The organism is Streptomyces atratus (genome assembly GCF_040655115.1).
Classification (GTDB): Bacteria; Actinomycetota; Actinomycetes; order Streptomycetales; family Streptomycetaceae; genus Streptomyces; species Streptomyces atratus_D.
The window spans coordinates 56,046-81,093 of the sequence record NZ_JBFAJH010000019.1 but is presented as its reverse complement, the minus strand read 5'-3'; the positions used below and the strand labels follow the sequence as shown (position 1 = coordinate 81,093).

The following is a 25,048-nucleotide window of genomic DNA, read 5'->3' as shown; positions in this document are numbered from 1 at the left end:
GGCGGCAGAGCGCGGTCAGTCGGTACGCCCCCACGGCGCCCGGCGGGCCGCGCGCAACGCCCTCGCCCGGCGCAGCCCGGTCAGCCGGTCCGTGTAGACGGTGCCTTCGAGGTGGTCGCACTCGTGCTGCAGACAGCGCGCGAACCAGCCGGTGCCGTCGACCCGCATCGGCTCCCCGTCGACGGTCACGCCCTCCACCACCGCATGGTCGAAGCGCGGGGTCCCGGCTTCCAGGCCGGGAAGCGAAAGACAGCCCTCCGGCCCGCGTACCGTGACGCCGTCCGCCTCGACCAGCTTCGGATTGACAAGGTGCCCGAGGTGACGGACGTCGTCGTCGTCGGGGCAGTCGTAGACGAACACCCGCAGCGGTATGCCGATCTGGTTGGCAGCGAGACCGACCCCTTGCGCCGCGTACATGGTGGCGAACATGTCCTCGACGAGCCGGGAGAGCGACGGCCCGAAGTCGGTGACGTCCTCGCAGGCGCCGTGGAGCACCGGGTCACCGAGCAGAGTCATGGCGCGGACGAGTCCGGAACTGCCGGGGATCGGGCGGTTTCGCATGGCGGCCATCGTACGTTCCACGTGTCCTCCACCCTCATGGTGGTGCCGTGGTGCTGTCGCCGCGCCGGACATCGATAGGCTGGGCGCGGACCGATGCAAGGAGGATCTAGGACGATGGCAGGCAACACGGAGCCGTTGTCGCCGCGGGCCAAGCTGGCGGTGACGGCGGGCAAGGCCGCAGCGGCGGTGTCGCGCGCTGCGGGGCGCGGCAGCGGATCGGTGATCGGCGGCCGGGTGGCGCTCAAGCTCGACCCCGACCTGCTGGGGCGACTGGCGCAGCACCTGGACGTGATCCTCGTGTCGGCGACGAACGGCAAGACCACGACGACCCGGCTGATCGCCGAGGCACTGCGGGCCGCCGGCCCGGTCGTGTCGAACGCGCTCGGCGCCAACATGCCCGCGGGCATCACCTCGGCCCTGGCCGGTGGCTCGGACGCGAAGTACGGCGTGATCGAGGTCGACGAGAAGTACCTCGCCGGCGTCGCGCGGGACACCACTCCCAAGGTGATCGCGCTGCTCAACCTCTCGCGCGACCAACTGGACCGCGCCGCGGAGACCCGGATGCTGGCCGAGAAGTGGCGTGAGGGACTGTCCGGCTCGAAGGCCGTGATCGTCGCCAACGCCGACGACCCGCTGATCGTCTGGGCTGCATCCTCCTCCCCCAACGTGGTGTGGGTCGCGGCCGGGCAGGCGTGGAAGGACGACGCCTGGTCCTGCCCGTCCTGCGGCGGTGTGATGCAGCGCCCCGGCGACGACTGGTTCTGCGGCGAGTGCGGTTTCCGCCGCCCCGCCCCGAGCTGGGTGCTGCACGGCGACTACGTCCTGGACCCGCACGGTTCGGCGTGGCCGATCCACCTGCAGCTGCCCGGCCGCGCGAACAAGGCGAACGCCACCAGCTCGGCCGCCGTCGCGGCCGTCTTCGGTGTGCCGCCGCAGGTCGCTCTGGAGCGCATGTATCAGGTGCAGGCCGTCGCCGGCCGCTACGACGTGGTCACCTTCCTCGGCCGCGAGCTGCGGCTCCTGCTGGCGAAGAACCCGGCGGGCTGGCTCGAAACGTTTTCCCTGATCGACCCGCCGCCCACGCCGGTCATCCTCTCCGTCAACGCCCGTGGCGCGGACGGCACGGACACCTCCTGGCTGTGGGACGTCGACTACACCCAGCTCGCGGGCCACCCGATCTTCGTGCTCGGCGACCGCAGGCTGGACCTCGCGGTCCGCCTCGAAGTGGCCGGTCTCGACTTCCGGGTCTGCGAGAGCCTCGACGAGGCCGTGCAGCAGGCCCCGCCCGGCCGTATCGAGGTCATCGCCAACTACACCGCCTTCCAGGATCTGCGCCGTCGTGTCGGCAACTGACCCCGGCGCCGGCCGCCACCTCCGGAGAGGACGAAGCATGAGCAACAACGGTCTGCGTCTGGTCTGGGTCTACCCCGACCTGCTGAGCACCTACGGCGACCAGGGCAACGCACTGGTGGTGGAGCGCCGGGCCCGGCAGCGCGGTCTCGACGTGCAGCGCGTCGACGTGCGCAGCGACCAGCCGATCCCGACGTCCGGCGACATCTATCTGATCGGTGGCGGTGAGGACCGGCCGCAGCGCCTCGCCGCGGAGCGACTGCGCCGTGACGGCGGTCTCAGCCGGGCCGCGTCCAACGGCGCCATCATCTTCTCGGTCTGCGCCGGCTACCAGATCCTCGGCCACGAGTTCATCAACGACCTCGGTGAGCGCGAGCCCGGCCTGGGTCTGCTCGACGTCGTTTCCACGCGTGGCGAGGGTGCCCGGTGCGTCGGTGACGTACTGGCCGACATCGACCCGCAGCTGGGCCTGCCGCAGCTGACCGGTTTCGAGAACCACCAGGGCGTCACCCATCTCGGCCCGACGGCGCGTCCGTTCGCCCGGGTGCAGTTCGGCCGGGGCAACGGCACGGGGGACGGCACGGAGGGGGCGTACAACGACACGGTCTTCGGTACGTACATGCACGGGCCCGTGATGGCCCGTAATCCGATGATCGCGGACCTGCTCCTGAAGCTGGCCCTCGACGTCAACGCCCTTCCGCCGACGGACGACCGCTGGTACGAGGCGCTGCGCGCCGAGCGCATCGCGTCGGCGACCCAGCCCGCGTGACCCACATGGCCCGCATGACGCACATTTCGCTCAACTGAGCGGAGTCCAGCAGGCGGACGCCTGGTTCGGTCCCGCCACCCTGCGCCGGTAGGGTGGCAGGGATCCAACCGGACGACGTGGTCCGGTCGTCGGCCCACGTTGCAAAGGTTTCCCGGGCAATGCGTATTGGTGTGCTCACCTCCGGCGGCGACTGCCCCGGCCTCAATGCCGTCATCCGCTCCGTCGTGCACCGCGCGGTGGTCGACCACGGCGACGAGGTCATCGGCTTCCACGACGGGTGGAAGGGCCTCCTTGAGTGCGACTACCGCAAGCTCGACCTCGACGCGGTCGGCGGCATTCTTGCCCGCGGCGGTACGATCCTCGGCTCGTCCCGAGTCCAGCCCGCACATCTGCGGGGCGGCGTCGAGCAGGCCAAGGGCCATGTCGCCGATCTCGGGCTGGACGCGATCATCCCGATCGGCGGCGAGGGCACGCTGAAGGCGGCCCATCTGCTCTCCGAGGCGGGGCTGCCGATCGTCGGCGTGCCGAAGACCATCGACAACGACATCGCGTCGACGGATGTGACCTTCGGTTTCGACACCGCGGTCGGCGTGGCCACCGACGCCCTCGACCGGCTGAAGACCACCGCCGAGTCGCACCAGCGGGTGCTGATCGTCGAGGTGATGGGCCGCCACACCGGCTGGATCGCGCTGCACTCGGGCATGGCGGCCGGTGCGCACGCCATCGTCGTGCCGGAGCGCCCCTTCGACATGGACGAGCTGACCGAGCTGGTCGGCAAGCGTTTCTCGGCGGGCAAGAAGTTCGCGATCGTCGTCGTCGCCGAGGGCGCCAAGCCGCGCGCGGGCTCCATGGAGTTCGAGCAGGGCACCACGGACATCTACGGCCACGAGCGGTTCGCCGGGGTCGCCACACAGCTCTCCATCGAGCTGGAGCAGCGCCTGAGCAAGGAGGCCCGCCCGGTGATACTCGGCCATGTCCAGCGCGGCGGCACCCCGACCGCGTACGACCGGGTCCTGGCGACCCGCTTCGGCTGGCACGCCGTCGAGGCGGCGCACCGTGGCGAGTTCGGCATGATGACGGCGTTGCGTGGCACGGACATCATCATGGTGCCGCTGGCTCAGGCCGTGGAGACCCTGAAGACGGTCCCGGCCGAACGGTACGCCGAGGCCGAGTGCGTGCTCTGAGCAACACCAGCACCTGAGAACTGCCCCCGGTCGCAGCTGCGACCGGGGGCAGTTCTACTCTGGTCGGGACAACCGGCGCGAAACGGGGACGTCCCCATCGGGAGTGAACAGATGGATCACAGCGGGCACGGCATGAACATGGATCTGCCGCCGTTCACGCTGGGACGTGGACTCCAGTTCTCCGCGGACCCCGTATTCCTGATCGGCTGTGTCCTCGCGCTCGGCCTGTACGGATACGCGGTGCTGCGACTGCGCAGACGCGGGGACGGCTGGCCGGTCAACCGGATCATTTTCTTCACAGTCGGCGTGCTGAGCATCGCCCTGGTGATGTGCACGAGGCTCAACGACTACGGCATGGTCATGTTCAGCGTGCACATGGTGCAGCACATGGTGATCAGCATGCTGTCGCCGATCCTGCTGCTGCTGGGCGCTCCCGTGACCCTGGCGCTGCGCGCGCTGCCGGTCGCCGGCCGTAACCGTACGGGCCCGCGCGAACTGCTCCTCATGCTGCTGCACAGCCGGTACATGAAGATCATCACGCATCCGGTCTTCACGATTCCGCTCTTCATCGCCAGCCTGTACGCGCTGTACTTCACCCCGCTCTTCGACTTCCTGATGGGCTCGAGGACCGGCCACCTCGCGATGATGGTGCACTTCCTCGCCGTCGGACTGGTCTTCTTCTGGCCGATCATGGGCGTCGACCCCGGACCGCACCGGCCCGGCTACGTGATGCGGATGCTTGAGCTGTTCGCGGGGATGCCGTTCCACGCCTTCTTCGGTATCGCGCTGATGATGGCGACCTCTCCGATGGTGGATACGTACAAGCATCCGCCGGCCTCGCTCGGCATCGACGCGCTCAGCGACCAGAACTGGGCGGGCGGCATCGCCTGGGCGTTCAGTGAGATCCCTTCGGTGCTGGTGCTGATCGCGCTGGTGTTCCAGTGGTACCGCTCCGAGCAGCGGACTGCGAAGCGTGCGGACCGCGCCGCCGAGCGCGACGGGGACCAGGAGCTGAAGGCGTACAACGCCTATCTCGCCTCGTTGCAGGCGCGCGGACAGTAGCGGTGGAGACACCTTCCGGGTGACGATGGGGTCCACGGCCGCGCGGCCGACGAGGAGGGTGCGCGCATGTCCGGATCCACGAAGACGATGGGGATGCTCACCGTCGGGGCCCTGGTGGCGGTCACCGCCTACACGGTGGCGCTGGGGAGCAACGGCTGGCTCTGGTTCGGCTGGGTGGTGCTCGGGCTGATCACCCTGGGAATGGTCGCCATGCGCGACACCTGAGCGGGACCCTTTCAGGTAGACGGGCGGGCCCGGCCGGTCGCGGGCCCGCCCGTCGGCCGGGTTTCAGCGCCCGATCGGGACTTCGGCCAGCCCGTTCACCCCGTTCACCCAGCGCGTCGTGGCGTTCGCGCAGCGCACCGCGCAGGCCGCCCCCTCGAAGCGGGGGTCGGGCAGAGCGAGCCCGTGCACCGCGCGCCGCGAGGCAGTTCCAGCGCGGCGCGTACGGTCGGTCGTCATGACGGTGATGAACCGCCTCGCCGACAAGCGCGTACTCAATCGCACTCCACAAGGCCACGGCTACCCGTACACATCCTCCGTGCCGGACGAGGCCGCCCTCGCCGTACGCGACGTGCTGCGCACGCACGGAGACGCCGCGGTCGCCCACTTGCCACCGAGGCAGCCCTTGATCCCAGCCTCCGCGCCCGACTGCAGCGCCTGTTGGAGGAATCGCCATGATCGGTGCGGCAGCGTTCGGTCGTGGAAACCGCGCCTTCTGAGCGCTGGTTTCCATATCTGCGGCCATTCGAAGGTGTCAGGCGCCTGATCGGGAGCTCGCCGTTCCGGCCCCCGACGCCGGACAACCACCCCGCCCCGCACCTGCGCCCCAACGGCAGGTAGCCGTTTCGGTAGCAGGGACAGCCGCCCACGCCTGGGCACGCGCAGGTTCCGCGGCACTGATCGCCGCGACCCTGTTGCGCTGCCTGCCCGGCTGACTCCACTATCCACTGCATAGAGACAGCAACTACTACGCATGCGTAGTAACCCAGCTGTGCCACTCAGCAGTAAAAGGAGCTGCCGTCATGCCCGCAGCCACAAACGCGCGACCGAAGGTGAAGCACCCGTTCTTCGCAAGGATCTATCCGAAGATCAACGCCTTGGCGGAATCCCACGGCGGTCTTGAACATCGCAAGGAACTCCTCGCGGAGGCCGAGGGCTTCGTCGTCGAGGTCGGCGCAGGAACCGGCGCGAACTTCCCCCACTACCCGGACGCGGTGGAGAAGGTCATCGCGGTGGAGCCGGAACCACGGCTGCGTACGCTCGCCATGCAGGCGGCAGCCGAGTCGTCCACGCCTGTCGACGTGCTTGAAGGCCGGGCGGAGGAGCTGCCCGTGCCGGACAGCTCCGTCGACGGAGTCGTGGCCTCACTCGTGCTGTGCAGCATCGCCGACGTCCCTGCGGCGCTGGCGGAGGCGGCGCGCGTTCTGCGGCCGGGCGGGCTCCTGTACTTCTACGAACACATCCGCTCGGCCGATCCCCGTTTCGCCAGGAAGCAGCGCAGGATCAATATCGTGTGGCCTCTGCTCGGCGGCGGTTGCAACCTCGACCGGGACACCCAACGAGCCATCGAGGAAGCCGGTTTCACCGTTGAGAAGGCGCGGCACTTCGATTTTGTCGTCAACGGTCGCACCACCCCCAGCTCTCCATGCGTGATCGGCGTCGCGCGCAAGCCGAAGAATTGAAAGCACCTGGACTCGATGCCCGGACGCACCCATCCCCAGCCGATGAGCCCGCCCGGGCGGCCATACTGATCGTTTCGGAATGAGGTTCGGAGGCGTCTCAAGCAGATGATGCTGCGGGCGAGTTCGAGGCGGTGCCCTTGAGGAGGATCGATGTGCCGGCGTCGGACGGGTTCACCGAGTTGCGTGTGATGTCCTCGTTCGGGGCGCCGGTCAGGACGTCCGCGTAACCGTCGGCGTTGTAGTCGCCGACCGAGACGGCGGTGCCCAAGGCGCCCCCGGCACGCCGGAGGGGGCGGTGACGTACACGTTCCCGATTATGTGGAATCAGAACTGTCAAGTTCCCAACGGATGCTGTGCCGTTCGCTCTCAGGGGGTGCGGGCCGACGGCTCGGTCTCGGGCCCGGGTCACACGGCTGTGCGGCCGCCGTCGACGGGCAGCACCACACCCTGCACGAAACTCGCGGCGTCGCCGGCCAGGTACGCGATCGCCTCGGCGATCTCCCTCGGGGTAGCCGGCCGTCCGGCGGGCGCCTGGGATGCGAGGGTGTCGAGGTCCTCTCTCATGCCTGCCGTGCCTTCGGTGTGCGTCGGACCGGGCTGCACGGCGTTGACCCGGACCCCGCGCGGGCCGTATTCGGCAGCCCAGGCTTTGGTCAGCAGGTTCACGGCCGCCTTGCTCGAGCCGTACAGAGCCATTCCCGAGACGCCGAACGCGGCCGCCATGGTGCTGACGTTGACGATCGCCCCGCTGCCCCGCTCGGCCATCGCTGGCGCGAGTTCCGCCACCAGGTAGAAGGGGGCCTTCACATTCAGCGCGTAGACGGCGTCGAACTCGCTCTGCGGCGTCTGCTCGGTGGGCCCGAAGGGGTAGATGCCCGCGCCGTTGACCAAGATGTCCACCCGGCCACCGCCCAGTTCGACGGCTTGCCGAGCCAGTTGTCGCACCGAGTCGGCGTCCAGCAGATCGGCGGCCACGAAATCCGCCGTGCCGCCGCGTTGCCGGATGGCCTCGACGACGGCCCCGCCGCGCCCTCGGTCCCGGCCCGCCACCAGTACGTGCGCGCCGCACTCGGCGAGCGTTTCCGCAGCGGCTGCCCCGATGCCGCTGGTCGCCCCGGTCACCAGCGCGACTTTCCCTGTCATCGACGCGGTAGTCACAGCTGCACCCTTCCTTCCCGATGCCACGCCGACTGATCCAAGAGGAACGGCTGGGGCGTGAGCGGTTTGTGGTCAGTCGGCTCGCACGATGGTGGCGAGTACGTCGTTTGAAGGCTTCGGTGGAAGTGGGGTGCTGGCAGACGGTGCCGCGGAGTTCGGCCGCCTTGACGCCGCACCGCATGGCGAGCGCAGCGGTGTTGATGAGCTCCTGCGCGTCGATGCTGAGCAGGGCGGCGCCGGGCACGCCGCCGCGGCCTGGCGCACGCGGTCGAATTGCTCGGCAGGGGCATCCGGGCGGTACGGCAACGCCTCCTCCCCAGGAATCTCGAACACCTCCGGCGCGAGGAACACACACTGCGCATGCGCCTGGCAACGGGTGGGGTCCACGACGATCCGCATCCCAAGCCACTCCCTCCGTCGCCTCAGCTCCCTGTCTCTTTCTAAGCGCGGGCAGGATCAGGCGCTCACCCGGCTACTCCGGCGGAGCCCCCACGGGGCGCCACAGTCTGGGCCACATGTCGTTCCTGAGCAGTGCCTACGGGTTGCTGCTTGCTGTGTCGATCACGGTGTGCCGTGCGGCAGCGCAGGGGGCTTGTTCGGCTGAACGAGTGAATGTGGGTGCCAGCTGACCGGCCGACATGGCGTTGGGGCACCCGGCGTGGCGCAGGATCGGAGCCCGGACGAGGCCGTCGCCCACTTCTCCAAGCGCTTCCGCAACCGCACCATGCAGGGCTCGCTCTTACGAGTCCAGCTATCAGATCGTGACCTTCCGGCCGGTCCGTGCCGCGTCGCGGACCTGCTCCAGCATGCGGTGCCGCCGGACGGCGTGCAGGAAGTCGGGAACGCCGTCCGTGTCCGGCGCGAGGCGCCCAGTGATCTGCTCGCGCAGAAGCGCGTACTGGTGGGCGACGTTGTAGGCGGGCTCGGCGGTTCGCTCGGTCCACTGCGTCAGCGACCGCTCGTAGTGGAGGGGAACCGGAAGTTCGGTAAGCGTGCCGTCGCTTCCCCGCGCGCCGTACAGCCGCAGACGCCCCGACCACCACTGAACCTGATCGGCCTTGACGACGAGATCGCCCTCCGTGCCGTTGATCTCCCAGTGGAACCGGGTAGCACGGGACGTTCCGCCGCGGAAGTGCATTGCGGCCATGGCACCCGACTTGAGCAGACCGGTGACGGCGATCTGGTCCTCGGCACTCTTGGCCGCGATCGCCCCGCTCGTCACGTGAGTGACCTCGGGACGCAGGTTGTCGATGTGAGCCGACACCTCACGGAACTCCCCGAGCACCATGGTCAGCGCATCGACCGAGTGCCCGAAGGGGATCGACAGCAGCGTGGCACCGTTCGAGACGTCCAGCAGGTACGCATGGCTGTCGTCGTATGTGGCGCCCCAGCCCCCGCCCGACCCGAGCATGCTGGTCGACAGCACCCGCCCCGCGTAGCCCTCGGCGACCAGGTCCCGCAGATACCGAAGCGGCGGAGCCGACCGGGCCTGCAGACCGACGGCCGTCAGCAACCCCCTGCGGTGCGCGCGGGCGGTCAGTTCCTCGGCCTGCCAGAGATCGGCACCCAGTGGCCACTCGCTGAACACCATCTTCCCCGCTTCGATCGCAGGGCGGATGAGCTCCGGATGCTGCGGAACCCTCACCGTCACGACCACGAGATCGACATCCTCACAGCGGGCCAGATCCTCTGCACTGCTGAAGGTCAGCGGCACCGCGTACTTCTCGCCGGCCGCCCGCGCAGACTGGCTGCTGCCGGCGCTCAGGGCCCGCAACTCGTATCCGTCGACCCCGGCCAAGGCAGGCACATGGGCGGTGGCCGCCCACCCGCCGCTCGCGCTCAGACCCACAACACCGACGTGAATCGGCTCCTCACGAGGGGAAGGGGACGTCATGTGTACACCCCCGCTGGTTCCCGGTTCGTCTGGTCTCTGACGTCAAGCCCTACAGCATGCTGGAGGAGTGGGACGACTTCGCCCATCGGTGGTCGGCATCGCGCGCCGACCCTCGCTGCGGCCCAGGAGTGGGTGAATGACCTCCATATCGGGGACGACCCGACCGCGTGATCACCCTTGGTGAAGGTCGCCACGCTTCGTGCTCGCGGAAATGTGCTGGTGGGCGGCCGAGATCTGGCCGACCAGGACGGCGAACGGCATGTCCAGAGCGGCATAGACCGCATCGGCCGCGGGATCCGCGTTGTCGACGAGGGCCTCCACCATGAGTGTGGCGTAGTCGCTGACGATGACTCCGGACTGTTGCATGCGCAACAGGCCCGCCTCCCGCTTGGCCTGGCTGAAGGTGCCCGACGCGTCCACGGCCACATACGCGTCGTACCCGGCGGCCGTGGCCGCGTAAGCGGGCAGGGCCGCGCAGACCTCCAGCGACACTCCCGCGAAGATCAGCTTCTGACGGCCGGTCGCCACGATCGCCTCACGGACCCGGTCGTCATGCCAGGCGTTGACCGTGCTCCTGTCGATGATCTTCTGCCCGGCGGGCAGTGCCTCCACCAGTTCGGGTGCGGTCGGCCCCCACAGGCTGTCGGCGGCCGTGGTGGTGACGACCAGCGGGATGTCCAGCGCGGTCGCAGCCCGTGCAAGGGCCGCCACGTTGTGCTTCAGCTCGCCGACTGGAATGTCGCGCACTCCGGACAGGAGGCCGACCTGGTGGTCGACCAGCACCACGGCTGCGTTCTCCCGGGTGATCGGGTCCAGGAACTTGCTGCGCTCGTTCATCTTTCCGCTCCTTGAGTCCTGTTGCACCCACGTAGCGTAGTCATAAATCTTGATAGTCAAGGTTCGTGACTTCCTCAAGTCTAGGCCGACCTCGTGCCGGAGTGCAAGGGTCGACGGCGGGGCGTGAGCCTCCCGGCCGTTGATGCGGAAGCTGAGGCCGGGCAGAGGTCGACTAAAATCGCCGGTCACAGGGGCGAGCGGCGGGCGACTGCCGGGACGGGAGAAGGCGTTGACCGGGCTGGAAGCCAAAGATCCGGACATCGGCGTGCTCGCCGCACGACTGCTGTTCTCCGTCCAGCGGGAGCTGTACGCCTCACTCGCTGAGCAGGGATTCGACGACATCCAGCCCCGCACCGGAGCCGTACTCGCCCACCTGAGGGCCGACGGCATCCGCGCCAGCGAGCTGTCGCAGCTCTCCGGGCAGCACAAACAGATCATCGGGACACTCATCGACGACCTGGAACGGCTCGGCTACGTCGAACGTCGACCCGACCCCGCCGACCGCCGGGCCAAACTCATCTGCCCCACCGACCGCGGCCTGCTCCAGATGCAAGCCGCCGCATCCATCATGCGCGCCATAGAAGAACGCCACGCGCAAGCACTGGGCGAACCGGAATACACCGCATTCAAAACAGCACTCCGCCAGGTCGCCGACCTCCAGCGCGAAACCCGTTGAAACTGGTCCGGGCATGATCCGGCGGGGCGATGTAAATCAGCGGGATCCGCGTCAACGCATCGGCAGGTGCCCGGGTGCTGGGCGGGGCGCAGCGTCTCACGCACAGTCCGCCGGGACACAGTGTCCGGCCTCATCCTATGCCTTGTTCAGGCCTGATTGCGTGGGCGAACCTCCACGATGGGCAGCATGGTGGCGGTGGCGGGGAGGCCAAGCTCGCGCGGTGTGGGGCCGACGGGCGTGGGGATGTCGGTGAGCCGGGCGAGGAGCGCATCGATGGCGGTTTGCCCGTCATCTACCGCCGCGCGTTCGGCCCCGGTCAGTGGGATGGCGGCGGGCACGCGCTGCAAGTTCTCCTTGGCTTGCAGGAGTTGCGCCTTGCTGGAGCCCTTGGGAGCGTAGAAGTACGCCAATCCGGCCCCCCTCTTCGAGCCCATCGTGACAACTGCCACTGGCAGCGACAGGCGCTGAGCCTGGTCTGCCCATGCGCCGAATTCTCCTGACATTGGTCAGCACATCGAGACATCGACGGACCGACCCCGTCCCGCACCGGATCCGACGCAGCAGCAACGACCTGACGCCAGGTCAGTAAAGTCAGCATTGGGTCAGCATCGACCCGCCCGAAGACGGTTACACGGGACGACAGCTGCACATAGGCTGTCCTCTCCTGAGATGTCCGCTGACCTGGCAGAATGCAGCCCTGGAGCCGACCCGGCAGAGCTAGGAGCCGCCCCGTGTTCTATTACGTGCTCAAGTACGTCATTCTGGGGCCGCTGCTGCGATTGCTGTTCCGGCCCAGGATCGAAGGACTGGAGCACATCCCGGAGGACGGTGCGGCCATCGTCGCCGGCAACCATCTGTCGTTCTCCGACCACTTCCTGATGCCCGCGATCATCAAGCGGCGCATCACCTTCCTCGCCAAGGCGGAGTACTTCACCGGCCCGGGTCTCAAGGGAAGGCTGACTGCCGCGTTCTTCCGCAGCGCCGGGCAGATTCCGGTGGACCGGTCCGGGAAGGACGCGGGGCAGGCCGCGATCCGTGAAGGGCTCGGGGTGCTGAGCAAGGGCGAGCTGCTCGGGATCTACCCGGAGGGCACCCGTTCGCACGACGGCCGGCTCTACAAGGGCAAGGTCGGTGTCGCGGTGATGGCGCTCAAGGCGCAGGTGCCGGTCGTGCCGTGCGCGATGGTCGGTACGTTCGAGATCCAGCCTCCCGGCAGGGTAGTGCCGCGCATCAAACAGGTCACCATCCGCTTCGGTGAGCCGCTGGACTTCTCCCGCTACGCGGGCATGGAGGACCAGAAGGCGGCGATCAGGGCGGTCACCGACGAAATCATGTACGCGATCCTCGGGCTCTCCGGTCAGGAATACGTCGACGAGTACGCGGCCAAGGTGAAGGCCGAACAGGCCGAGCGGGCGAAGAAGTTCCCGAAACGGCGACGCTGACGGCGAATCCGCGAGGGGCGAACTCCCATGGTCCGACGGGCCGGCCGCCGCCTAGCGTGCACCTCATGGGCAAGGGACACGCATGGGTTCTCGGAGCAACGGGACAGATCGGGCGGGTGGCCGTGCGGGCACTCGCCGAGGACGGCTGGAAGGTGACGGCGGCCTCGAGCGCGGGCGGCCGGGACGAGCGATGGGCCGATGAGGTACGGGCAGTCGCCCTCGACCGCGACGAGGAGGGGGCACTCGCCGCAGCGCTGGGCGACAGGTGCGACGTGTTGGTCGACATGGTGGCGTACGGCGAGCAGCACGCCGGGCAGCTGACCGGGCTCGCCGATCGTGTACGACATGACGGCCGCCGAGAAGGAGCTCGGCTACCGGCCGGTCACCGGCTATGCGGAGTCGCTGCCGGAGACCGTGGAGTGGCTCGCCGCGCGGCTGGACGGACGGGACTGGCGGGACGCCTTCCCGGCGATGCTGCGGGCGTACGGCGAGGTCCTCTTCGACTACTCGGCGGAGGACGCCTGGCTGGAGCGGTACGACCGGGGGGTGTGAACGGTCCTCGTACGGCAGGGCGGGCGGCCGGTGGTTGTCCGGCCGCCCGCCCCGTCACTCAGTCGCCTACGGCTTCGGCATGGCGTGCGGGGTGCACGTCACGTCCTGCCCGTCGGTCTGTCCGGTGAGCAGGTAGGTGTCCACCCGCTCGTTGATGCAGGGGTTGACCAGGCCCGTGACGCCGTGCGAACCGGCGTCCTTCTCGGTGATCAGACGCGACCCCTTGAACCGCTTGTGCAGCTCGACGGCGCCCTCGTACGGGGTGGCGGCGTCACGCGTGGACTGCACGATCAGCACCGGCGGCAGGCCCTTGCCGGTCTTGACCTCCAGCGGGGTCTGCTGCTTGGCCGACCAGGTCGCACAGGGCAGGTTCATCCAGGCGTTGGCCCAGGTCATGAACGGGTAGTCCTTGTGCAGCCGGGTGTTGTCGCGGTCCCACTTCTGCCAGTTGGTGGGCCACTTGGCGTCCGCGCACTCGACGGCCGTGTACACGGCGTTGCCGTTCTCGGAGGAGGCGTTACCCGCGAGGTCCGACATGTCGGGGCCCGCGGCGTCGACCAGCGCCTGGGTGTCGCCGGCCCGGTAGTCGCTCCAGGTCCGGGCGATGCGCACCCAGGTGGAGTCGTAGTACGGCGCACTCTGGAAGAACCCGATGAGCTCGGCGGGTCCGACGACGCCACCGATCGGGTTCTTCTTGGCCGAGGCGCGCAGCTTCAGCCACTCCTGCTCGACCTGGGCAGGAGTGGTACCGATGTGGAAGGCTGCGTCGTTCTGGGCGACCCATGCCTTCCAGTCGTCCCAGCGCTTCTGGAAGGCGATGTCCTGGTTGAGGTTGGCCTCGTACCAGATGTTGTCCTTCGCCGGATTGACCACGCTGTCGACGACCATGCGTCGGACGTGATCCGGGAACAGCGTGCCGTAGACCGCCCCGAGGTAGGTGCCGTAGGAGACGCCCAGGAAGTTGAGCTTCTCCTCACCGAGCGCGGCGCGGATGACATCCAGGTCGCGTGCGGTGTTCGGCGTGGTCATGTGCGGCAGCATGTCGCCGCTGCGCTCGGCACAGCCGTCCGCGTACTCGGCGGCGAGCTTGCGCTGGGCGCGCTTGTCGGCCTCGCTGTCGGGTACCGGGTCGGCCTTCGGGGCCTTCACGAACTCCTGCGGGTCGACGCAGGAGATCGGCGCCGAGTGGCCGACACCGCGGGGGTCGAAGCCGACGAAGTCGTACGCCTTCGCGGCCTTCGTCCACAGCGGGTTCTTGTTGATGATCCGGGTCGGAAAACGCAGCCCGGAACCACCGGGGCCGCCCGGGTTGTAGAGCAGCGCGCCCTGCCGCTCGTCCTTCGTACCGGTGCTGACGTGCCGGTCGACCGCGAGCTTGATCTGCTTGCCGTCGGGCTTGGCGTAGTCGAGCGGTACGGTCACCCAGCCACACTGAATGGGTGTGGTCAGGGCCCAGTCGGCCGGGCAGTCCTTCCAGTCGATGCCGGTCCGGGCCGCCCGTGCGGCGGCGATCTGGACGCCGCGCGCCTCCGAACCGCTGTGGTGGCGGCCGTCGGCTGCGGCCGTCGGTGCGACTATCGCGCTGGCTATGAGCGTGCCCGCGATCAGAGTGCCGGCCGAGCCGAGCACTGCTGTACGTCTCAAGTGGAACCTCCCCCATTGTCTGAAGCGCCGCCGGTAGCGGCGCAGTTCACATCGGGTCCTCCCGCGGATCCTGTCGCCTGTGGGGTTCCTGGGAACAGGCTGCACACACACTTCTTTACCGAATCGATAACCGGAGCTCCGTGTCCCGCTGAGCGGTGCTCACCCGCGTCCGCCGTCCAGCAGCTCACCCAGGGCGTCGTCCAGGACGGTACGCAGCAGTCGAGCATCGGGGGCCACGGCGGTCACCAGCACCCCGGGGCCGGCGAGACGGGTGAGCACGGCCGTCGGCCCCAGCAGTCGGGTCTCGGGGCATTTGTCCTCGAATCCCGGGTCCACGACCAGGAGTTGACCGACCGCGCGATGGCCGCCGAGTACGGCCCCGCCGTCCCAGCCGCCGGGCGCCCCGGGACCGTACGCCACCTCCTGGTCGAGTAGCGGACGACCGGCGCGGTGGACGGTGAGGCGGGCACCGAGGGTACCGGTGGACTCGCCGTGCCGACCGAGGATCTGTTCCTCCCGCAGCACCAGCCGTGCCGTGGGGGCGAGTTCGACCCGGGTGGTCATGTGCAGCTCACTGCCGGACGCGGAAATGAGCTGCTCCGGGAGCCAGTTGAGTACGGCCCGCTCCCCCACGGTCAACGCGATGTCGTACGTGGCGGATTGAGGCAACTGCCCTGGTCCGGACAGCGCGACGGTGGCTGCCGCGGAGTCCACCGTGAGCCGGGCGCCCTCCTCGACGCTCGCCGCGATGGAGAGCCGGTCGCCGCCCAACGGTGCGCTCATCGCGCCGACGACGGTGACGCGGGCGTACGGGGCGGTGGTGGCCCTGGTCCGGCGCAGGGCGAGCGGTCCGTCGCTCTCCAGCACGGGAAGGGCCGTGGCGCCGCGGCCGTCGGGGACGGCGGTGATCCGGGCGGCCGCCTGGACGCTCATGCGGTCCAGGCGGCGAGCTGCGCGCGCACCCAGGCCGCCACGGGTTCGACCCCTTCGCCGGAGGTGAGAGAGGTGAAGGCTACGGGGAGTGTGCCGCGCTGCTGTGCGGCATCGGTGGCCATCCGGTCCAGATCGGAGCCGACGTACGGGGCGAGGTCGGTCTTGTTGATCACGAGAAGGTCGGAGGCGGTGACGCCGGGTCCGCCCTTGCGCGGGATGTCGTCGCCGCCCGCCACGTCGATGACGAAGATCTGGGCGTCGACAAGGCCCTTGGAGAAGGTGGCGGTGAGGTTGTCGCCGCCGGATTCGACGAGGATCAGATCGAGCGGTCCGACGCTGTCCTCCAGGTCCTCGACGGCTTCGAGGTTGGCGGAGATGTCGTCGCGAATGGCGGTGTGCGGGCAGGCGCCGGTCTCGACGGCCTGGATGCGCTCGGGCGGGAGCACGGCGTTGCGCAGCAGGAACTCGGCGTCCTCGCGGGTGTAGATGTCGTTGGTGACGACGGCGATGGACAGCTGGTCGCGCAGCGTGCGGCAGAGCGCGGCGACGGTCGCCGTCTTACCGGAGCCGACCGGCCCGCCGAGCCCGATGCGCAGGGCGCGGTGGGTGCCGTCCGGGCGTGCGGCGTCGGCGCTCACCGTGGCCGGGCCGTCGTGGGAGTGGTCGAGATGCATGGCGTGCGACTCCTGAAGGGGTGCGGTGCGGGTGGTCCTACGAGGCGAACAGGCGGACCGGCCAGGCGGCGTGGGCCTCCGCGGTGATGTCGAGCAGCGGCGCCGAGGCGGCGGGCAGCGCGTCGATACCGCTCCGCGCGGCGGCGGCGGCCTGTTCGGCGACCCGGTCGAGTTCGGGCGCCAGGCGGGCGAGGACGGCGGTGGCATCGAAGGGATTCAGGGAGAGCAGCCGGACCACCGCGGTGGCTGGTCCGCTGACCGTCTCGTACGCCACGCAGTGAGCCGCGTCCTCAGGCCCGAGCCCCGCCGCGCGTGCGGTGAGGCCGAGCACGACCGGCTGGTGGGCGCCGCGCGGGCGGGCCTGGGCGAGCGCGGCGAGTTCCGGGCTGGGCCAGGTGGCGCGGGCGGCCCGCATCAGCTGGCGGCCGAGCTTGCGCGCGACCGCCCGCAGGGCGGGTGACGGGGTGCGGGCGTCGGCGGCCTCGTCGAGGGCGAGCGGGTCGAGGCCGTGGGCGGCCGCCGCGGCAAGTGCCGCGGCAGTGAGTCCTGTGGTGTGGAGGCGGCCCCGGCAGAAGGCGGCCAGGTCCTCGGCGTTACGGATACGTCCTGCCTCGACGGCCGGTTCGGCGCCACCCGAGTGGGCGTGGCCACCGGCGGGGAACCGGCCGTCGGCGAGGACGAGCAGAGCTGCGCGACTCATCACATGCCCTGTCTCAGAAGAGGAAATAGCGTTGGGCCATGGGGAGTTCGGCGGCGGGCGCGGGTTCGACCGACTCGCCGTCGATGGTGACGGCAAAGCTGTCCGGGTCGACGTGGACGCGCGGCAGGGCATCGTTCTCCCGCATGTCCGCCTTGGTCACGCCACGGGTACTGGTGATCGATACGAACCTCTTGCCGAGTCCGAGGCGTTCGGGCAGCCCGTCCTCGATGGCCGCGCTCGCGACGAAGTTGAACGAGTTCGCGGCGGGCGCCCGGCCGAGTGCGCCGAACATGGGCCTGGGCATGACCGGCTGCGGGGTGGGGATGGATGCGTTGGCGTCGCCCATCTGCGCGTACGCAATCTGTCCGCCCTTGATGACGGTCTGCGGTTTGACGCCGAAGAACGCCGGCTCCCAGAGCACCAGGTCGGCGAGTTTGCCGGTCTCGACGGAGCCGATCTCCTGGTCGAGGCCTTGGGCGACAGCCGGATTGATGGTGTATTTGGCGACATAACGACGGACCCGGTGGTTGTCGGCCCGACCGTCGCCGCGCAGCGGGCCACGGCGCTTCTTCATCACATGGGCGGTCTGCCAGGTGCGCAGGACGACCTCGCCCACACGGCCCATCGCCTGGGCGTCGGAGGAAATGATCGAGATCGCCCCGAGGTCGTGGAGGATGTCCTCGGCCGCGATGGTGGACGGCCGGATCCGCGATTCGGCGAACGCCAGATCCTCCGGCACGGCGGGGTTGAGATGGTGGCAGACCATCAGCATGTCGAGGTGTTCCTCGATGGTGTTGACGGTGTGCGGCCGGGTCGGATTGGTGGAGCTCGGCAGGACGTACGGCTCGGAGACCACGGTGATGATGTCCGGGGCATGCCCGCCGCCGGCGCCTTCGGTGTGGTAAGCGTGGATGGAGCGCCCGGCGATCGCGGCAAGGGTGTCGGCGACGAATCCGGCCTCATTGAGGGTGTCCGTGTGAATGGCGAGCTGCGCGCCGCTCTCCTCGCACACCTTCAGGCAGGCGTCGATGACGGCCGGGGTGGCCCCCCAGTCCTCATGAATCTTGAATCCGAGTGCGCCGCCACGCAGTTGGGCCCGCATGGCGTCGCCGGACATTGTGTTGCCCTTGCCGAGCAGCCCGATGTTGACCGGGTAGGTCTCCAGCGACTCGAACATCCGGGCCAGGTGCCAGGCGCCCGGAGTGACCGTGGTCGCCTTCGTGCCCTCGGCCGGCCCGGTGCCGCCGCCGACGAGCGTGGTGACACCGGCGGAGAGCGCCTGGTCGACGATGGTCGGCGAGATGAAGTGGACATGGGCGTCAATGGCGCCGGCCGTCACGAATTTGCCGTTGCCGGCGATGATTTCGGTTTCGGGGCCGATGACGAGGTCGGGGTGGACGCCGTCCATCGTGTCCGGGTTGCCGGCCTTGCCGATCCCGGTGATCCGGCCGTCGCGGATGCCGATGTCCGCCTTGACGACGCCCCAGTGGTCGATGATGACGGCGCCGGTGATGACGGTGTCGGGGGCTCCTTCGGCGCGGGTGGTGCGCGCCTGGCCCATGGACTCGCGGATCACCTTGCCGCCCCCGAACACCGCCTCGTCGCCCGCGAGTCCGGGGCCGCCGGAGCGGTCCTCCTCGACCTCGACGAGCAGATCGGTGTCGGCGAGCCGGATGCGGTCGCCGGTGGTGGGCCCGAACAGATCGGCGTACACGGCACGATTGAGCTCAGCCATCGAGGGCACCTCCGGTTTCGCCGCGCAGGCCCGGGACGATGCGCCGTCCGGCGAGGGGCACGAGTTCGATGTCGACGGGGACGCCGGGCTCGAAGCGGACGGCGGTTCCGGCGGCGATGTTCAGCCGCAGGCCGTGAGCGGCCGAACGGTTAAATTCCAGACCGGGGTTGGCCTCGGCGAAGTGGTAGTGCGAGCCGACCTGGACGGGCCGGTCGGCCGCGTTGAGGACGGTGAGGCGGGTGACGGCTCGGCCCGCGTTGAGCGGTACGGGTCCGTCCGCGTACAGGATCTCTCCGGGGATCAACGGCGGCGCCCCGTCAGACGATCGGGTCATGGACGGTGACGAGTTTGGTGCCGTCCGGGAAGGTGGCCTCGACCTGGACGTCGTGGATCATCTCGGGGATCCCGTCCATGACGTCGTCGCGGGTGAGCACCTTCCGCCCGGACGCCATCAGTTCCGAGACGGTACGGCCGTCACGAGCACCCTCCAGCAGGTGCGCGGTGATCAGCGCGACCGCCTCGGGGTGGTTGAGCCGCAGTCCACGCGCCCGGCGCTTCTCCGCCACATCGGCAGCCACATGAATGAGCAGGCGTTCCTGCTCGTGCGGGGTCAGTTGCAACGCGTCCACCTCCCAGTCTTCCGCCCAGTCCGACCGGATTCTGGGCGCAGTGAGACATTAACCGCGTTCAACAGTCTGTTGAACGCGGAACCGCTGTCTCACGGCGAGGTATTGCAGGTTAGGGCGCAAGTTTTTCCGGCGCGTTAACTGATCTTTTGCAGATCCATGGACATCAGCCCCCGCAGGCCGTCCTCCAGCACCTCGGGCGTCGCGTCCCCGAACATCGCCGGCTGCGCGATGAACCCCTGGACGGTGGCGATCAGCGTGCGGGCCACATGGTCGGACGACACGTCGGCGGCGAGCATGCCGGTGTCGCGGAACACCGCTGATCGGCGTGGCGGCGCTCGTCGGGATCGCCACCACAGCCCTCACGGACAGCTGGCTCGGGGTGGTCACGGGCAACTGGTGGGCCGAGGCGGGGGCGCTCGGCCTCACCGTGTCGGCCATCGGCGCGACCGTTGCCGGGTTCGCGGCACTGATCGGCCCACCCGGGATCGGCCTCGGTGCCCTGGTCATGGCGCTGCTGGGCAACCCGTTCTCCGGTGTCACCAGCGCGCCCGAACTGCTGCCCGGCCGATCGGCGCGGGTTGAGCACCACCGTCACGGCCACCGTGCACCCCCGCCGCAGCGGACGGGGGTGCACGGCTTTTGCGTGCGGGGGCGGTCAGTTGCCCGCGTCGCGCTGCCCCCGGTGTTCCGCCGCGATACCGAAGCGTCGCCGTTCGCCCGGAGCGGACACCGCGGAGCCGATCGAGGAGACCGAGCTGATCACCTGCTCCTCCGCAACGGCCGCGTCGTTCTCAAGTCGCTCCAGGTCAGCGGCCGAGACCAGTGCAACGAGCGGCTTTCCGTGCCGCGTCACCACGACTCGCTCGCCGCCGTAGACGACGCGGTTGATCAGTTCGGCGAGTTCAGCTCGCGCTTGCGTCACCGGAATCTCGTAGGCCATAGTCCCCAGCTTAAGCGGCGTGCAGGACGTCCACAGTGTGCGTGCGAGACCAAGAAAGGCCAGCTCCGCGAGGGGCTGGCCTTCTTCGTGCGTGCAGTGTGTGAGACATGTGTGAGACGCGGTGACGCGCCCGGATCATCCTTCGCTGGCGTTCTCGTCCTCGGTTTTCACGATCCTCCGGACCTGCTGACGGGTGTATCCGGTCGCCTCGCAGATCTCCTTCTGCGGCACGCCGTCCGCGTCCGCCTGCCGGATCGCCTCGGCAAGTTCGATGCGCAAGATCCGGGCTCGGGTCTCGGCTTCTCTGAACCGGCCTGCCACGTGCGCCAGTGATCGCTTATCCATGACGTCTAGTCTTCCATTGGCAATCATGGAACCTGATGTTACCCACAGAGATGCTAATTGCCTAGGTAGCTGGCGTTGACAAGGGAACACCGTGTTCCCTAGAGTGGAGGTGTTGGCAGACAAGGCGCCAACAAAACGGCCCCGCCGAGGTGGTTGCACACCAAGGCAGGGCCTAACGGATCTACCTGCTACAACAGGAGCCCGCTGTGCTGAAGTCTCTCATCTCCCGCCGGCTGTTCAGCGTCGTCTCGGACGCGGTCCGCTCGGCTGTCTCCCCCGCCTCCCTGAAGGTCGAGGCGCCCTCCACCGCACCGGAGCCGGACGGGCTGTACGCCGCCGCCGAGCTCCCCCCGGTCGAGGACATCGAGGCCGCCGCAGCCGCGTTCGACCAGGCCGCGCAGCTGGCCCGGGCCGGTGACCGTGGCAAGCGTGCCGCGAAGAAGGTTCTGGACCGTCTGCCCGCCGGCCGTTACGGCTCCTGGCTGGTGTCGCGGGTGACGTCGAACCGGCAGACCGCGGACCTGGACGAGATCCGCCGCATCTTCAAGGCCCACGGGCTCGGCCCGGTCCCGATGAAGTCGGCTGCGCCGTCGCTCAAGGTCGAGCGCCTGGCCGTCGCCGTCGAGGCCGTACCGGTCCTGGTCGCCGCCTGATCTTCCCCTGCTTCGCCTGGCCTGCCCGCAGACGCGGGACGGCCCCGGCAGGTGATCTCACCCACCTGCCGGGGCCTAGGCCGAACCCTCAGTAGAAGGAGTTCGAACCATGGGCAACACCGTATCTGCCACGTTCAAGCCGTCCGGCGGCATCGTCTCCCAGCGGTCCCCCGAGTCGGCCGCCATCGTGGCGCCGGCCGAGGACCGCACCATCACGTACCCGCTCCGCGGCGGCGGCTTCCTCGTCGCCGAGTGCCCCGACTGGTGCTTCAAGGACCACGCCGGAGACATCGAAGGCGGCATCTACGCCGAGGACCTGGTGCACGAGAGTGCGCCCGTCTCGGTCGGCTTCGACGTCCAGGGCGAGCGCGACGTCATCCTCGCCGCGAGCATCCGCCAGTGGCCGTTCGCCACCGACGACAACGGCTCCGATCGGCCGCACATGGCGCTGCTCCCGGTCCAGGCGACCGGCGAGGACCTCGGCTACCAGACGCCGACGGACGTCGACGCCGCGATCTTCAAGGTGCGGAAGCACCTGGTCGACCTGCAGCGTCTGAACGACCAGCTGGCCGCGGCCCGCGCAGTCGACTACTCGGCCCACGGCGGCACCTGGGAGAACCTCTCCGGCGACGACCTGAAGACGATGCCGATCGCGTCGCTGCTGAAGCTGTTCGGTGCCCGTGTCGAGGAGGGCAGCCCGGACGGGTTCGAGACCCTCGACGCCTTCTACATGCGGGGGAAGCCGGGCGACTGGACGATCCTCATCAGCCGTGAGCTGTCGCAGTACCGCCGTGGGCTCAACGTTCGGGCCGCGCTCACCCAGCTGCACGGCCGGTACGCCCGATGAGCGACACGACCCGCGCACACACCCCGCTGTACGACCCGGCCAAGGACGCCCGCGCTTACGTCCCGCCGCTCGACGCGGCGCTTCGGCTCGCTCGGCAGGTCCTCGATGAGAAGGCCACCGCGAACATCCACGACCGTGACGAGATGCTCGCCGCCGCCGTCGGCCTGGAGATGCGTCTCCGGGCCCTGGTCGCCGCCTTCGACAAGGAGGCCGGCCGATGAGCGAGGACCGCCCGATCGTGGCGCCGCAGGTGCCCCGCAACCCGGACGGCACGGTCACGGTCACCACCACGGACGCCGGCGACGTTGTTGTCGCTTGCCCCCCGTGGTGCGTGGCCGGGCACGGCTACCGGCACGCCCCGGCCAAGGCTGAGATCACGCACACCAGCGAGCCGGTGTGGGCGCTGGCCGATACCCCGGAGCACGGGCCGACCAGCCTCGCCGAGGCCGGGCTCGTCCAGTGGCCGTACAGCGACCGCCCGCAGGTGTTCCTGTCCATCGAGACGGACGACGGGCACCTCGAGGTCGGCCCGACCGGCGCCCACCGGATCGCGGCCGCACTCCGGGCCCACGCCGACCACATCGACGCCATGGCCGAGCAGCTGCTTGCGATGCGTGCCGGGGAGGACCAGTGACCAGCAAGTGGCCGATCCCCCGGCCCACCGAGAACGCCGCGTTACGGGCCGTGGACCGCACGGCCCGCCCGCTGCCCGCGTACCCCGCCCTGTTCGCCGGTCTCCTCGTCGCCAACGCGACCGGGGACCGGCGGGGCACCAACCTCCTCGGTCACTTGATCGCCCGAGTCGGCGGGGAGGCGGGCCAGTGAGCACCGACGCCGCGCCGTTCATCTTCACGTGGACCGGTCGCGAGGTCGTCGCCCTGATGGCCGCGCGCCGGATGACGAACGAGGCCTTCGCTGAGCACCTCGGGGTGTCGGTGCGGTCCGTGGCGACATGGCGTGCCAAGCCGTCCGCGGTCCCCCGGCAGGACATGCAGAAGGTGCTGGACGCCTCGTATGAGCTGCTGCGGCCGAACGAGGTGCAGCGGTTCGTGCACGTGCTGAAGACGGCCGACACGGGCCCGGTACGCGACAGCGCGTCGCCGGTCGTGATGGCCGCCGAGATGACCCTCATGCAGGCCCGCATCGAGGAACTCCAGGCAGAACTCGCCCAGAACTACGCCGGATTCGATGATCAGAAAGGGGGCCGACGATGAGCGCCAGCGAACCGCGAGCCCAGCTGACCCGAGGACAGACCATCGTCCTGGCCGCCGCCACTGTCCCGATGATCGGGGCAGGAGTAGCCGGTGGCTGGGGCACGTACACCAACATCGTGACCGAGTTCGGGCGTGCCGCTACTGCGCTCGGTGTCGTCGCGGCCGGCGAGGGCGTGACCCTCGTCCTGGCTCTGGTCATGGTCGGGCTGACGATGCTCGGCCAGGCCGCCCCCGCCCCGGTACGGGCCGGCCTATGGCTGGCCCCGATCGCCGCGGCACTCACCGGAGTGGTCGTCGCCGACGACACGACCGAGGCAGTCGTCTACGCGCTGACCCCGATGGCAATGTCCGCCTCGGCCGAGGGGCTCGGCCTCCTCGCCCGCCGGATCGTCGTCCACCGCACGGGCGTCGACATGGAGGTGCAGCGCCGGAACGCGGCGACGGTGCAGCGGCTTGCCTATCACCGGGCGCGCGCGGCGAACCACCCGGGCAAGGTGACCCGGTGGCGGTCGGAGCGTGCATCGTGGCGGCTGGCCAAGCAGGTCGGTGTCGGCGATACCGAACTGGGCGCGCAGCTGGTCGAGGTACAGCGCGACCGGCTGACTGGGGGCGCTGACGCGGCTCTGCTGGACATGTTCACGGTGGCGTCCGGCGTGGCGCCTGCCGCGGTCGAGGTGACCGTCGAGCGGGTCGACGACGAGCAGCCGCCTCTCTCATCTGAGGCAGAGCCTGCGCCGGTTGAGGCGGTCGCTCCTCCGGCTATCACGGCTCCGCAGTCGGCCACCCAGCCGACGTACCAGCTCGATCACTCTGCACGCCACGGGGTGCCGTCGGAGCCGGCGGACCCTTGGGGTGACGTGCCCTCCGTGTACGACATGCGGGTGCCCGACTGGACGGTGCCCGGCGACTACTGGAAGGGCGACCCGGTCCTCGACCCGAAGCCCGTCAACGTGACCACCCAGGCGGCCCCGCAGGAGCCGCACACGGCGGTCACGGAACCGGAGCCCGAGCACCACGCCCCGGTCACCGAGACGGTCACCCAGCAGTCTGCTGCGGTACCGGCGAAGGAGTCCCGGCAGGTGGTAACCGAGCAGATCGGTCTCAACCCCACCGAGCTGCGGCGACAGGCCCGCCAGCTGCACAACAAGGTGGTCAAGTCGGGGGGCCGCGGGGTGACCATCGATCAGCTGCGCGACGAGTTCGGTCTCTCGCGCCGTGAAGCGACCGAGTTGCGCCGCACAGTGGTCAGCGGTGACCAGTCATGAGCGACCTGGAGAAGGCCGCCAAGGATGCGGTCGACGCCGAAGCGAACACCGATCAGCTGGCGCTCATCGCGGCCTTGCTGAAGGTGCAGCAGCTCACCCAGCAGCCGACCGCCCCGCCGGCGCCTGTCGTCCGGTCGTCCGGGGGTGCGGCGAAGTGGATCGGTATCGGCATGGGCGGGTCCGCGCTGCTGCTGGCGGTCGCCGTGTCCGCGATCGCCGTCGCCATCAGCGCCGTCGCACTGACGATCTGCATCTTGATCCTGCGCTCGGTCTGGCAGGACATCCGAAAAAACGACTGA

General features: G+C 69.3%; 32 protein-coding genes and 5 pseudogenes. 18 read left to right on the top strand and 19 right to left on the bottom strand.

Annotated features, from left to right (window positions below; translation table 11 throughout):
* Positions 1-15: 15 nt before the first annotated feature.
* The gene (gene def / locus AB0I23_RS21665; RefSeq protein WP_359111415.1) at positions 16-561 is read right to left on the bottom strand and encodes a peptide deformylase; all 546 of its coding nucleotides are present in this window, start codon (positions 559-561) and stop codon (positions 16-18) included.
* Positions 562-675: 114 nt separating this feature from the next.
* Between def and AB0I23_RS21660 the strand changes: the two genes are divergently transcribed.
* The 5 genes from AB0I23_RS21660 (at position 676) to AB0I23_RS21640 (ending at position 5,151) form a co-directional block, all read left to right on the top strand.
* Positions 676-1,914 carry a Mur ligase family protein gene (locus tag AB0I23_RS21660; protein WP_359111413.1) on the top strand — a complete coding sequence of 413 codons (1,239 nt, stop codon included), beginning with the start codon at positions 676-678 and terminating at the stop codon, positions 1,912-1,914.
* A gap of 37 nt (positions 1,915-1,951) precedes the next feature.
* The gene (locus AB0I23_RS21655; protein WP_359111411.1) at positions 1,952-2,680 is read left to right on the top strand and encodes a type 1 glutamine amidotransferase; all 729 of its coding nucleotides are present in this window, start codon (positions 1,952-1,954) and stop codon (positions 2,678-2,680) included.
* Positions 2,681-2,838: 158 nt separating this feature from the next.
* Positions 2,839-3,864 carry a 6-phosphofructokinase gene (locus AB0I23_RS21650; protein WP_359111410.1) on the top strand — a complete coding sequence of 342 codons (1,026 nt, stop codon included), beginning with the start codon at positions 2,839-2,841 and terminating at the stop codon, positions 3,862-3,864.
* A gap of 111 nt (positions 3,865-3,975) precedes the next feature.
* Positions 3,976-4,926 carry a cytochrome c oxidase assembly protein gene (locus tag AB0I23_RS21645; RefSeq protein ID WP_359111408.1) on the top strand — a complete coding sequence of 317 codons (951 nt, stop codon included), beginning with the start codon at positions 3,976-3,978 and terminating at the stop codon, positions 4,924-4,926.
* Positions 4,927-4,992: 66 nt separating this feature from the next.
* Positions 4,993-5,151 (top strand): hypothetical protein, encoded by a 159-nt coding sequence (locus AB0I23_RS21640; RefSeq protein WP_359111406.1) that lies wholly within the window; start codon positions 4,993-4,995, stop codon positions 5,149-5,151.
* A 63-nt stretch (positions 5,152-5,214) separates the two neighbouring features.
* Here the strand turns inward: AB0I23_RS21640 and AB0I23_RS21635 are convergent, their stop codons facing one another.
* Positions 5,215-5,388, bottom strand: a complete 174-nt coding sequence (locus AB0I23_RS21635) for a hypothetical protein (protein ID WP_359111405.1) — start codon at positions 5,386-5,388, stop codon at positions 5,215-5,217.
* A 563-nt stretch (positions 5,389-5,951) separates the two neighbouring features.
* On the opposite strand from AB0I23_RS21635, the gene AB0I23_RS21630 reads away from it, so the two are divergent.
* Positions 5,952-6,611, top strand: a complete 660-nt coding sequence (locus tag AB0I23_RS21630) for a class I SAM-dependent methyltransferase (protein ID WP_359111403.1) — start codon at positions 5,952-5,954, stop codon at positions 6,609-6,611.
* Positions 6,612-6,708: 97 nt separating this feature from the next.
* Here the strand turns inward: AB0I23_RS21630 and AB0I23_RS21625 are convergent, their stop codons facing one another.
* The 6 genes and pseudogenes from AB0I23_RS21625 to AB0I23_RS21600 all read right to left on the bottom strand — a co-directional run bounded on the left by AB0I23_RS21625 (position 6,709) and on the right by AB0I23_RS21600 (position 10,500).
* The gene (locus AB0I23_RS21625) at positions 6,709-6,879 is read right to left on the bottom strand and encodes an FG-GAP repeat protein (RefSeq protein ID WP_359111472.1); all 171 of its coding nucleotides are present in this window, start codon (positions 6,877-6,879) and stop codon (positions 6,709-6,711) included.
* Between the two features lie 137 nt (positions 6,880-7,016).
* On the bottom strand, positions 7,017-7,754 hold the full coding sequence (locus AB0I23_RS21620; RefSeq protein ID WP_359111401.1) for an SDR family NAD(P)-dependent oxidoreductase: 738 nt from the start codon (positions 7,752-7,754) through the stop codon (positions 7,017-7,019).
* Positions 7,755-7,932: 178 nt separating this feature from the next.
* A pseudogene (locus tag AB0I23_RS21615) lies at positions 7,933-8,013 on the bottom strand (hypothetical protein); the annotation flags it as partial.
* A gap of 50 nt (positions 8,014-8,063) precedes the next feature.
* Positions 8,064-8,168, bottom strand: a pseudogene (locus tag AB0I23_RS41740) (ferredoxin); the annotation flags it as partial.
* Between the two features lie 355 nt (positions 8,169-8,523).
* Positions 8,524-9,663 carry a Gfo/Idh/MocA family protein gene (locus AB0I23_RS21605; protein ID WP_359111399.1) on the bottom strand — a complete coding sequence of 380 codons (1,140 nt, stop codon included), beginning with the start codon at positions 9,661-9,663 and terminating at the stop codon, positions 8,524-8,526.
* A 171-nt stretch (positions 9,664-9,834) separates the two neighbouring features.
* A complete protein-coding gene (locus AB0I23_RS21600) occupies positions 9,835-10,500 on the bottom strand; it encodes an isochorismatase family protein (protein WP_359111397.1) in 666 nt (221 codons plus the stop codon).
* Positions 10,501-10,729: 229 nt separating this feature from the next.
* Here AB0I23_RS21600 and AB0I23_RS21595 point away from each other — a divergent pair, with 229 nt between their 5' ends.
* Positions 10,730-11,176: a MarR family winged helix-turn-helix transcriptional regulator gene (locus AB0I23_RS21595; RefSeq protein WP_359111395.1), complete on the top strand. Its 447-nt coding sequence runs from the start codon at positions 10,730-10,732 to the stop codon at positions 11,174-11,176.
* Positions 11,177-11,322: 146 nt separating this feature from the next.
* On the opposite strand, the gene AB0I23_RS21590 is transcribed toward AB0I23_RS21595, so the two are convergent.
* Positions 11,323-11,586 carry a hypothetical protein gene (locus AB0I23_RS21590; protein ID WP_359111394.1) on the bottom strand — a complete coding sequence of 88 codons (264 nt, stop codon included), beginning with the start codon at positions 11,584-11,586 and terminating at the stop codon, positions 11,323-11,325.
* Positions 11,587-11,907: 321 nt separating this feature from the next.
* Between AB0I23_RS21590 and AB0I23_RS21585 the strand changes: the two genes are divergently transcribed.
* Both AB0I23_RS21585 and AB0I23_RS21580 read left to right on the top strand, forming a co-directional pair.
* Positions 11,908-12,618, top strand: a complete 711-nt coding sequence (locus tag AB0I23_RS21585) for a lysophospholipid acyltransferase family protein (protein ID WP_359111392.1) — start codon at positions 11,908-11,910, stop codon at positions 12,616-12,618.
* 65 nt (positions 12,619-12,683) lie between these two features.
* A pseudogene (locus AB0I23_RS21580) lies at positions 12,684-13,170 on the top strand (NAD-dependent epimerase/dehydratase family protein).
* Between the two features lie 66 nt (positions 13,171-13,236).
* Here the strand turns inward: AB0I23_RS21580 and AB0I23_RS21575 are convergent.
* The 8 genes and pseudogenes from AB0I23_RS21575 to AB0I23_RS21540 all read right to left on the bottom strand — a co-directional run.
* Positions 13,237-14,814, bottom strand: coding sequence for an alpha/beta hydrolase (locus AB0I23_RS21575; RefSeq protein WP_359111390.1), 1,578 nt, complete (start codon positions 14,812-14,814; stop codon positions 13,237-13,239).
* 159 nt (positions 14,815-14,973) lie between these two features.
* The gene (locus AB0I23_RS21570) at positions 14,974-15,747 is read right to left on the bottom strand and encodes an urease accessory protein UreD (RefSeq protein ID WP_359111389.1); all 774 of its coding nucleotides are present in this window, start codon (positions 15,745-15,747) and stop codon (positions 14,974-14,976) included.
* Positions 15,744-16,421, bottom strand: a complete 678-nt coding sequence (gene ureG, locus AB0I23_RS21565) for an urease accessory protein UreG (RefSeq protein WP_359111387.1) — start codon at positions 16,419-16,421, stop codon at positions 15,744-15,746. The genes AB0I23_RS21570 and ureG overlap by 4 nt, the downstream gene beginning before the upstream one ends.
* 37 nt (positions 16,422-16,458) lie before the next feature.
* A complete protein-coding gene (locus AB0I23_RS21560) occupies positions 16,459-17,121 on the bottom strand; it encodes an urease accessory protein UreF (protein ID WP_359111385.1) in 663 nt (220 codons plus the stop codon).
* A 13-nt stretch (positions 17,122-17,134) separates the two neighbouring features.
* Positions 17,135-18,856, bottom strand: coding sequence for an urease subunit alpha (locus AB0I23_RS21555; protein ID WP_359111383.1), 1,722 nt, complete (start codon positions 18,854-18,856; stop codon positions 17,135-17,137).
* A complete protein-coding gene (locus tag AB0I23_RS21550; protein WP_359111471.1) occupies positions 18,849-19,160 on the bottom strand; it encodes an urease subunit beta in 312 nt (103 codons plus the stop codon). The genes AB0I23_RS21555 and AB0I23_RS21550 overlap by 8 nt, the downstream gene beginning before the upstream one ends.
* A 13-nt stretch (positions 19,161-19,173) precedes the next feature.
* Complete coding sequence (locus tag AB0I23_RS21545; protein WP_176902329.1) at positions 19,174-19,476, bottom strand: urease subunit gamma; 303 nt, start codon at positions 19,474-19,476, stop codon at positions 19,174-19,176.
* A 143-nt stretch (positions 19,477-19,619) separates the two neighbouring features.
* Positions 19,620-19,796 (bottom strand): annotated as a pseudogene (locus AB0I23_RS21540) (TetR/AcrR family transcriptional regulator); the annotation flags it as partial.
* Between the two features lie 5 nt (positions 19,797-19,801).
* Between AB0I23_RS21540 and AB0I23_RS21535 the strand changes: the two are divergent.
* Positions 19,802-20,047: pseudogene (locus tag AB0I23_RS21535) on the top strand (ABC transporter permease); the annotation flags it as partial.
* 93 nt (positions 20,048-20,140) lie between these two features.
* Here AB0I23_RS21535 and AB0I23_RS21530 read toward each other — a convergent pair.
* Together AB0I23_RS21530 and AB0I23_RS21525 are read right to left on the bottom strand one after the other, a co-directional pair.
* Positions 20,141-20,425 (bottom strand): type II toxin-antitoxin system Phd/YefM family antitoxin, encoded by a 285-nt coding sequence (locus tag AB0I23_RS21530; RefSeq protein WP_359111381.1) that lies wholly within the window; start codon positions 20,423-20,425, stop codon positions 20,141-20,143.
* Positions 20,426-20,560: 135 nt separating this feature from the next.
* Complete coding sequence (locus AB0I23_RS21525) at positions 20,561-20,770, bottom strand: helix-turn-helix domain-containing protein (RefSeq protein WP_359111379.1); 210 nt, start codon at positions 20,768-20,770, stop codon at positions 20,561-20,563.
* Positions 20,771-20,976: 206 nt separating this feature from the next.
* Here AB0I23_RS21525 and AB0I23_RS21520 point away from each other — a divergent pair, with 206 nt between their 5' ends.
* The 8 genes from AB0I23_RS21520 (at position 20,977) to AB0I23_RS21485 (ending at position 25,048) form a co-directional block, all read left to right on the top strand.
* The gene (locus tag AB0I23_RS21520; protein ID WP_359111377.1) at positions 20,977-21,423 is read left to right on the top strand and encodes a hypothetical protein; all 447 of its coding nucleotides are present in this window, start codon (positions 20,977-20,979) and stop codon (positions 21,421-21,423) included.
* Positions 21,424-21,532: 109 nt separating this feature from the next.
* The gene (locus AB0I23_RS21515) at positions 21,533-22,270 is read left to right on the top strand and encodes a DUF6907 domain-containing protein (protein ID WP_359111375.1); all 738 of its coding nucleotides are present in this window, start codon (positions 21,533-21,535) and stop codon (positions 22,268-22,270) included.
* Positions 22,267-22,491, top strand: a complete 225-nt coding sequence (locus AB0I23_RS21510; protein ID WP_359111374.1) for a hypothetical protein — start codon at positions 22,267-22,269, stop codon at positions 22,489-22,491. Before AB0I23_RS21515 ends, AB0I23_RS21510 begins: the two co-directional genes overlap by 4 nt.
* Complete coding sequence (locus AB0I23_RS21505) at positions 22,488-22,904, top strand: DUF6907 domain-containing protein (protein ID WP_359111372.1); 417 nt, start codon at positions 22,488-22,490, stop codon at positions 22,902-22,904. The genes AB0I23_RS21510 and AB0I23_RS21505 overlap by 4 nt, the downstream gene beginning before the upstream one ends.
* Entirely contained in the window at positions 22,901-23,095 is a 195-nt protein-coding gene (locus AB0I23_RS21500; protein ID WP_359111370.1) for a hypothetical protein, read from the top strand. Before AB0I23_RS21505 ends, AB0I23_RS21500 begins: the two co-directional genes overlap by 4 nt.
* Positions 23,092-23,484 (top strand): hypothetical protein, encoded by a 393-nt coding sequence (locus AB0I23_RS21495; protein WP_359111368.1) that lies wholly within the window; start codon positions 23,092-23,094, stop codon positions 23,482-23,484. Before AB0I23_RS21500 ends, AB0I23_RS21495 begins: the two co-directional genes overlap by 4 nt.
* Positions 23,481-24,749: a conjugal transfer protein gene (locus tag AB0I23_RS21490; protein WP_359111366.1), complete on the top strand. Its 1,269-nt coding sequence runs from the start codon at positions 23,481-23,483 to the stop codon at positions 24,747-24,749. Before AB0I23_RS21495 ends, AB0I23_RS21490 begins: the two co-directional genes overlap by 4 nt.
* The gene (locus tag AB0I23_RS21485; RefSeq protein WP_359111364.1) at positions 24,746-25,048 is read left to right on the top strand and encodes a hypothetical protein; all 303 of its coding nucleotides are present in this window, start codon (positions 24,746-24,748) and stop codon (positions 25,046-25,048) included. The genes AB0I23_RS21490 and AB0I23_RS21485 overlap by 4 nt, the downstream gene beginning before the upstream one ends.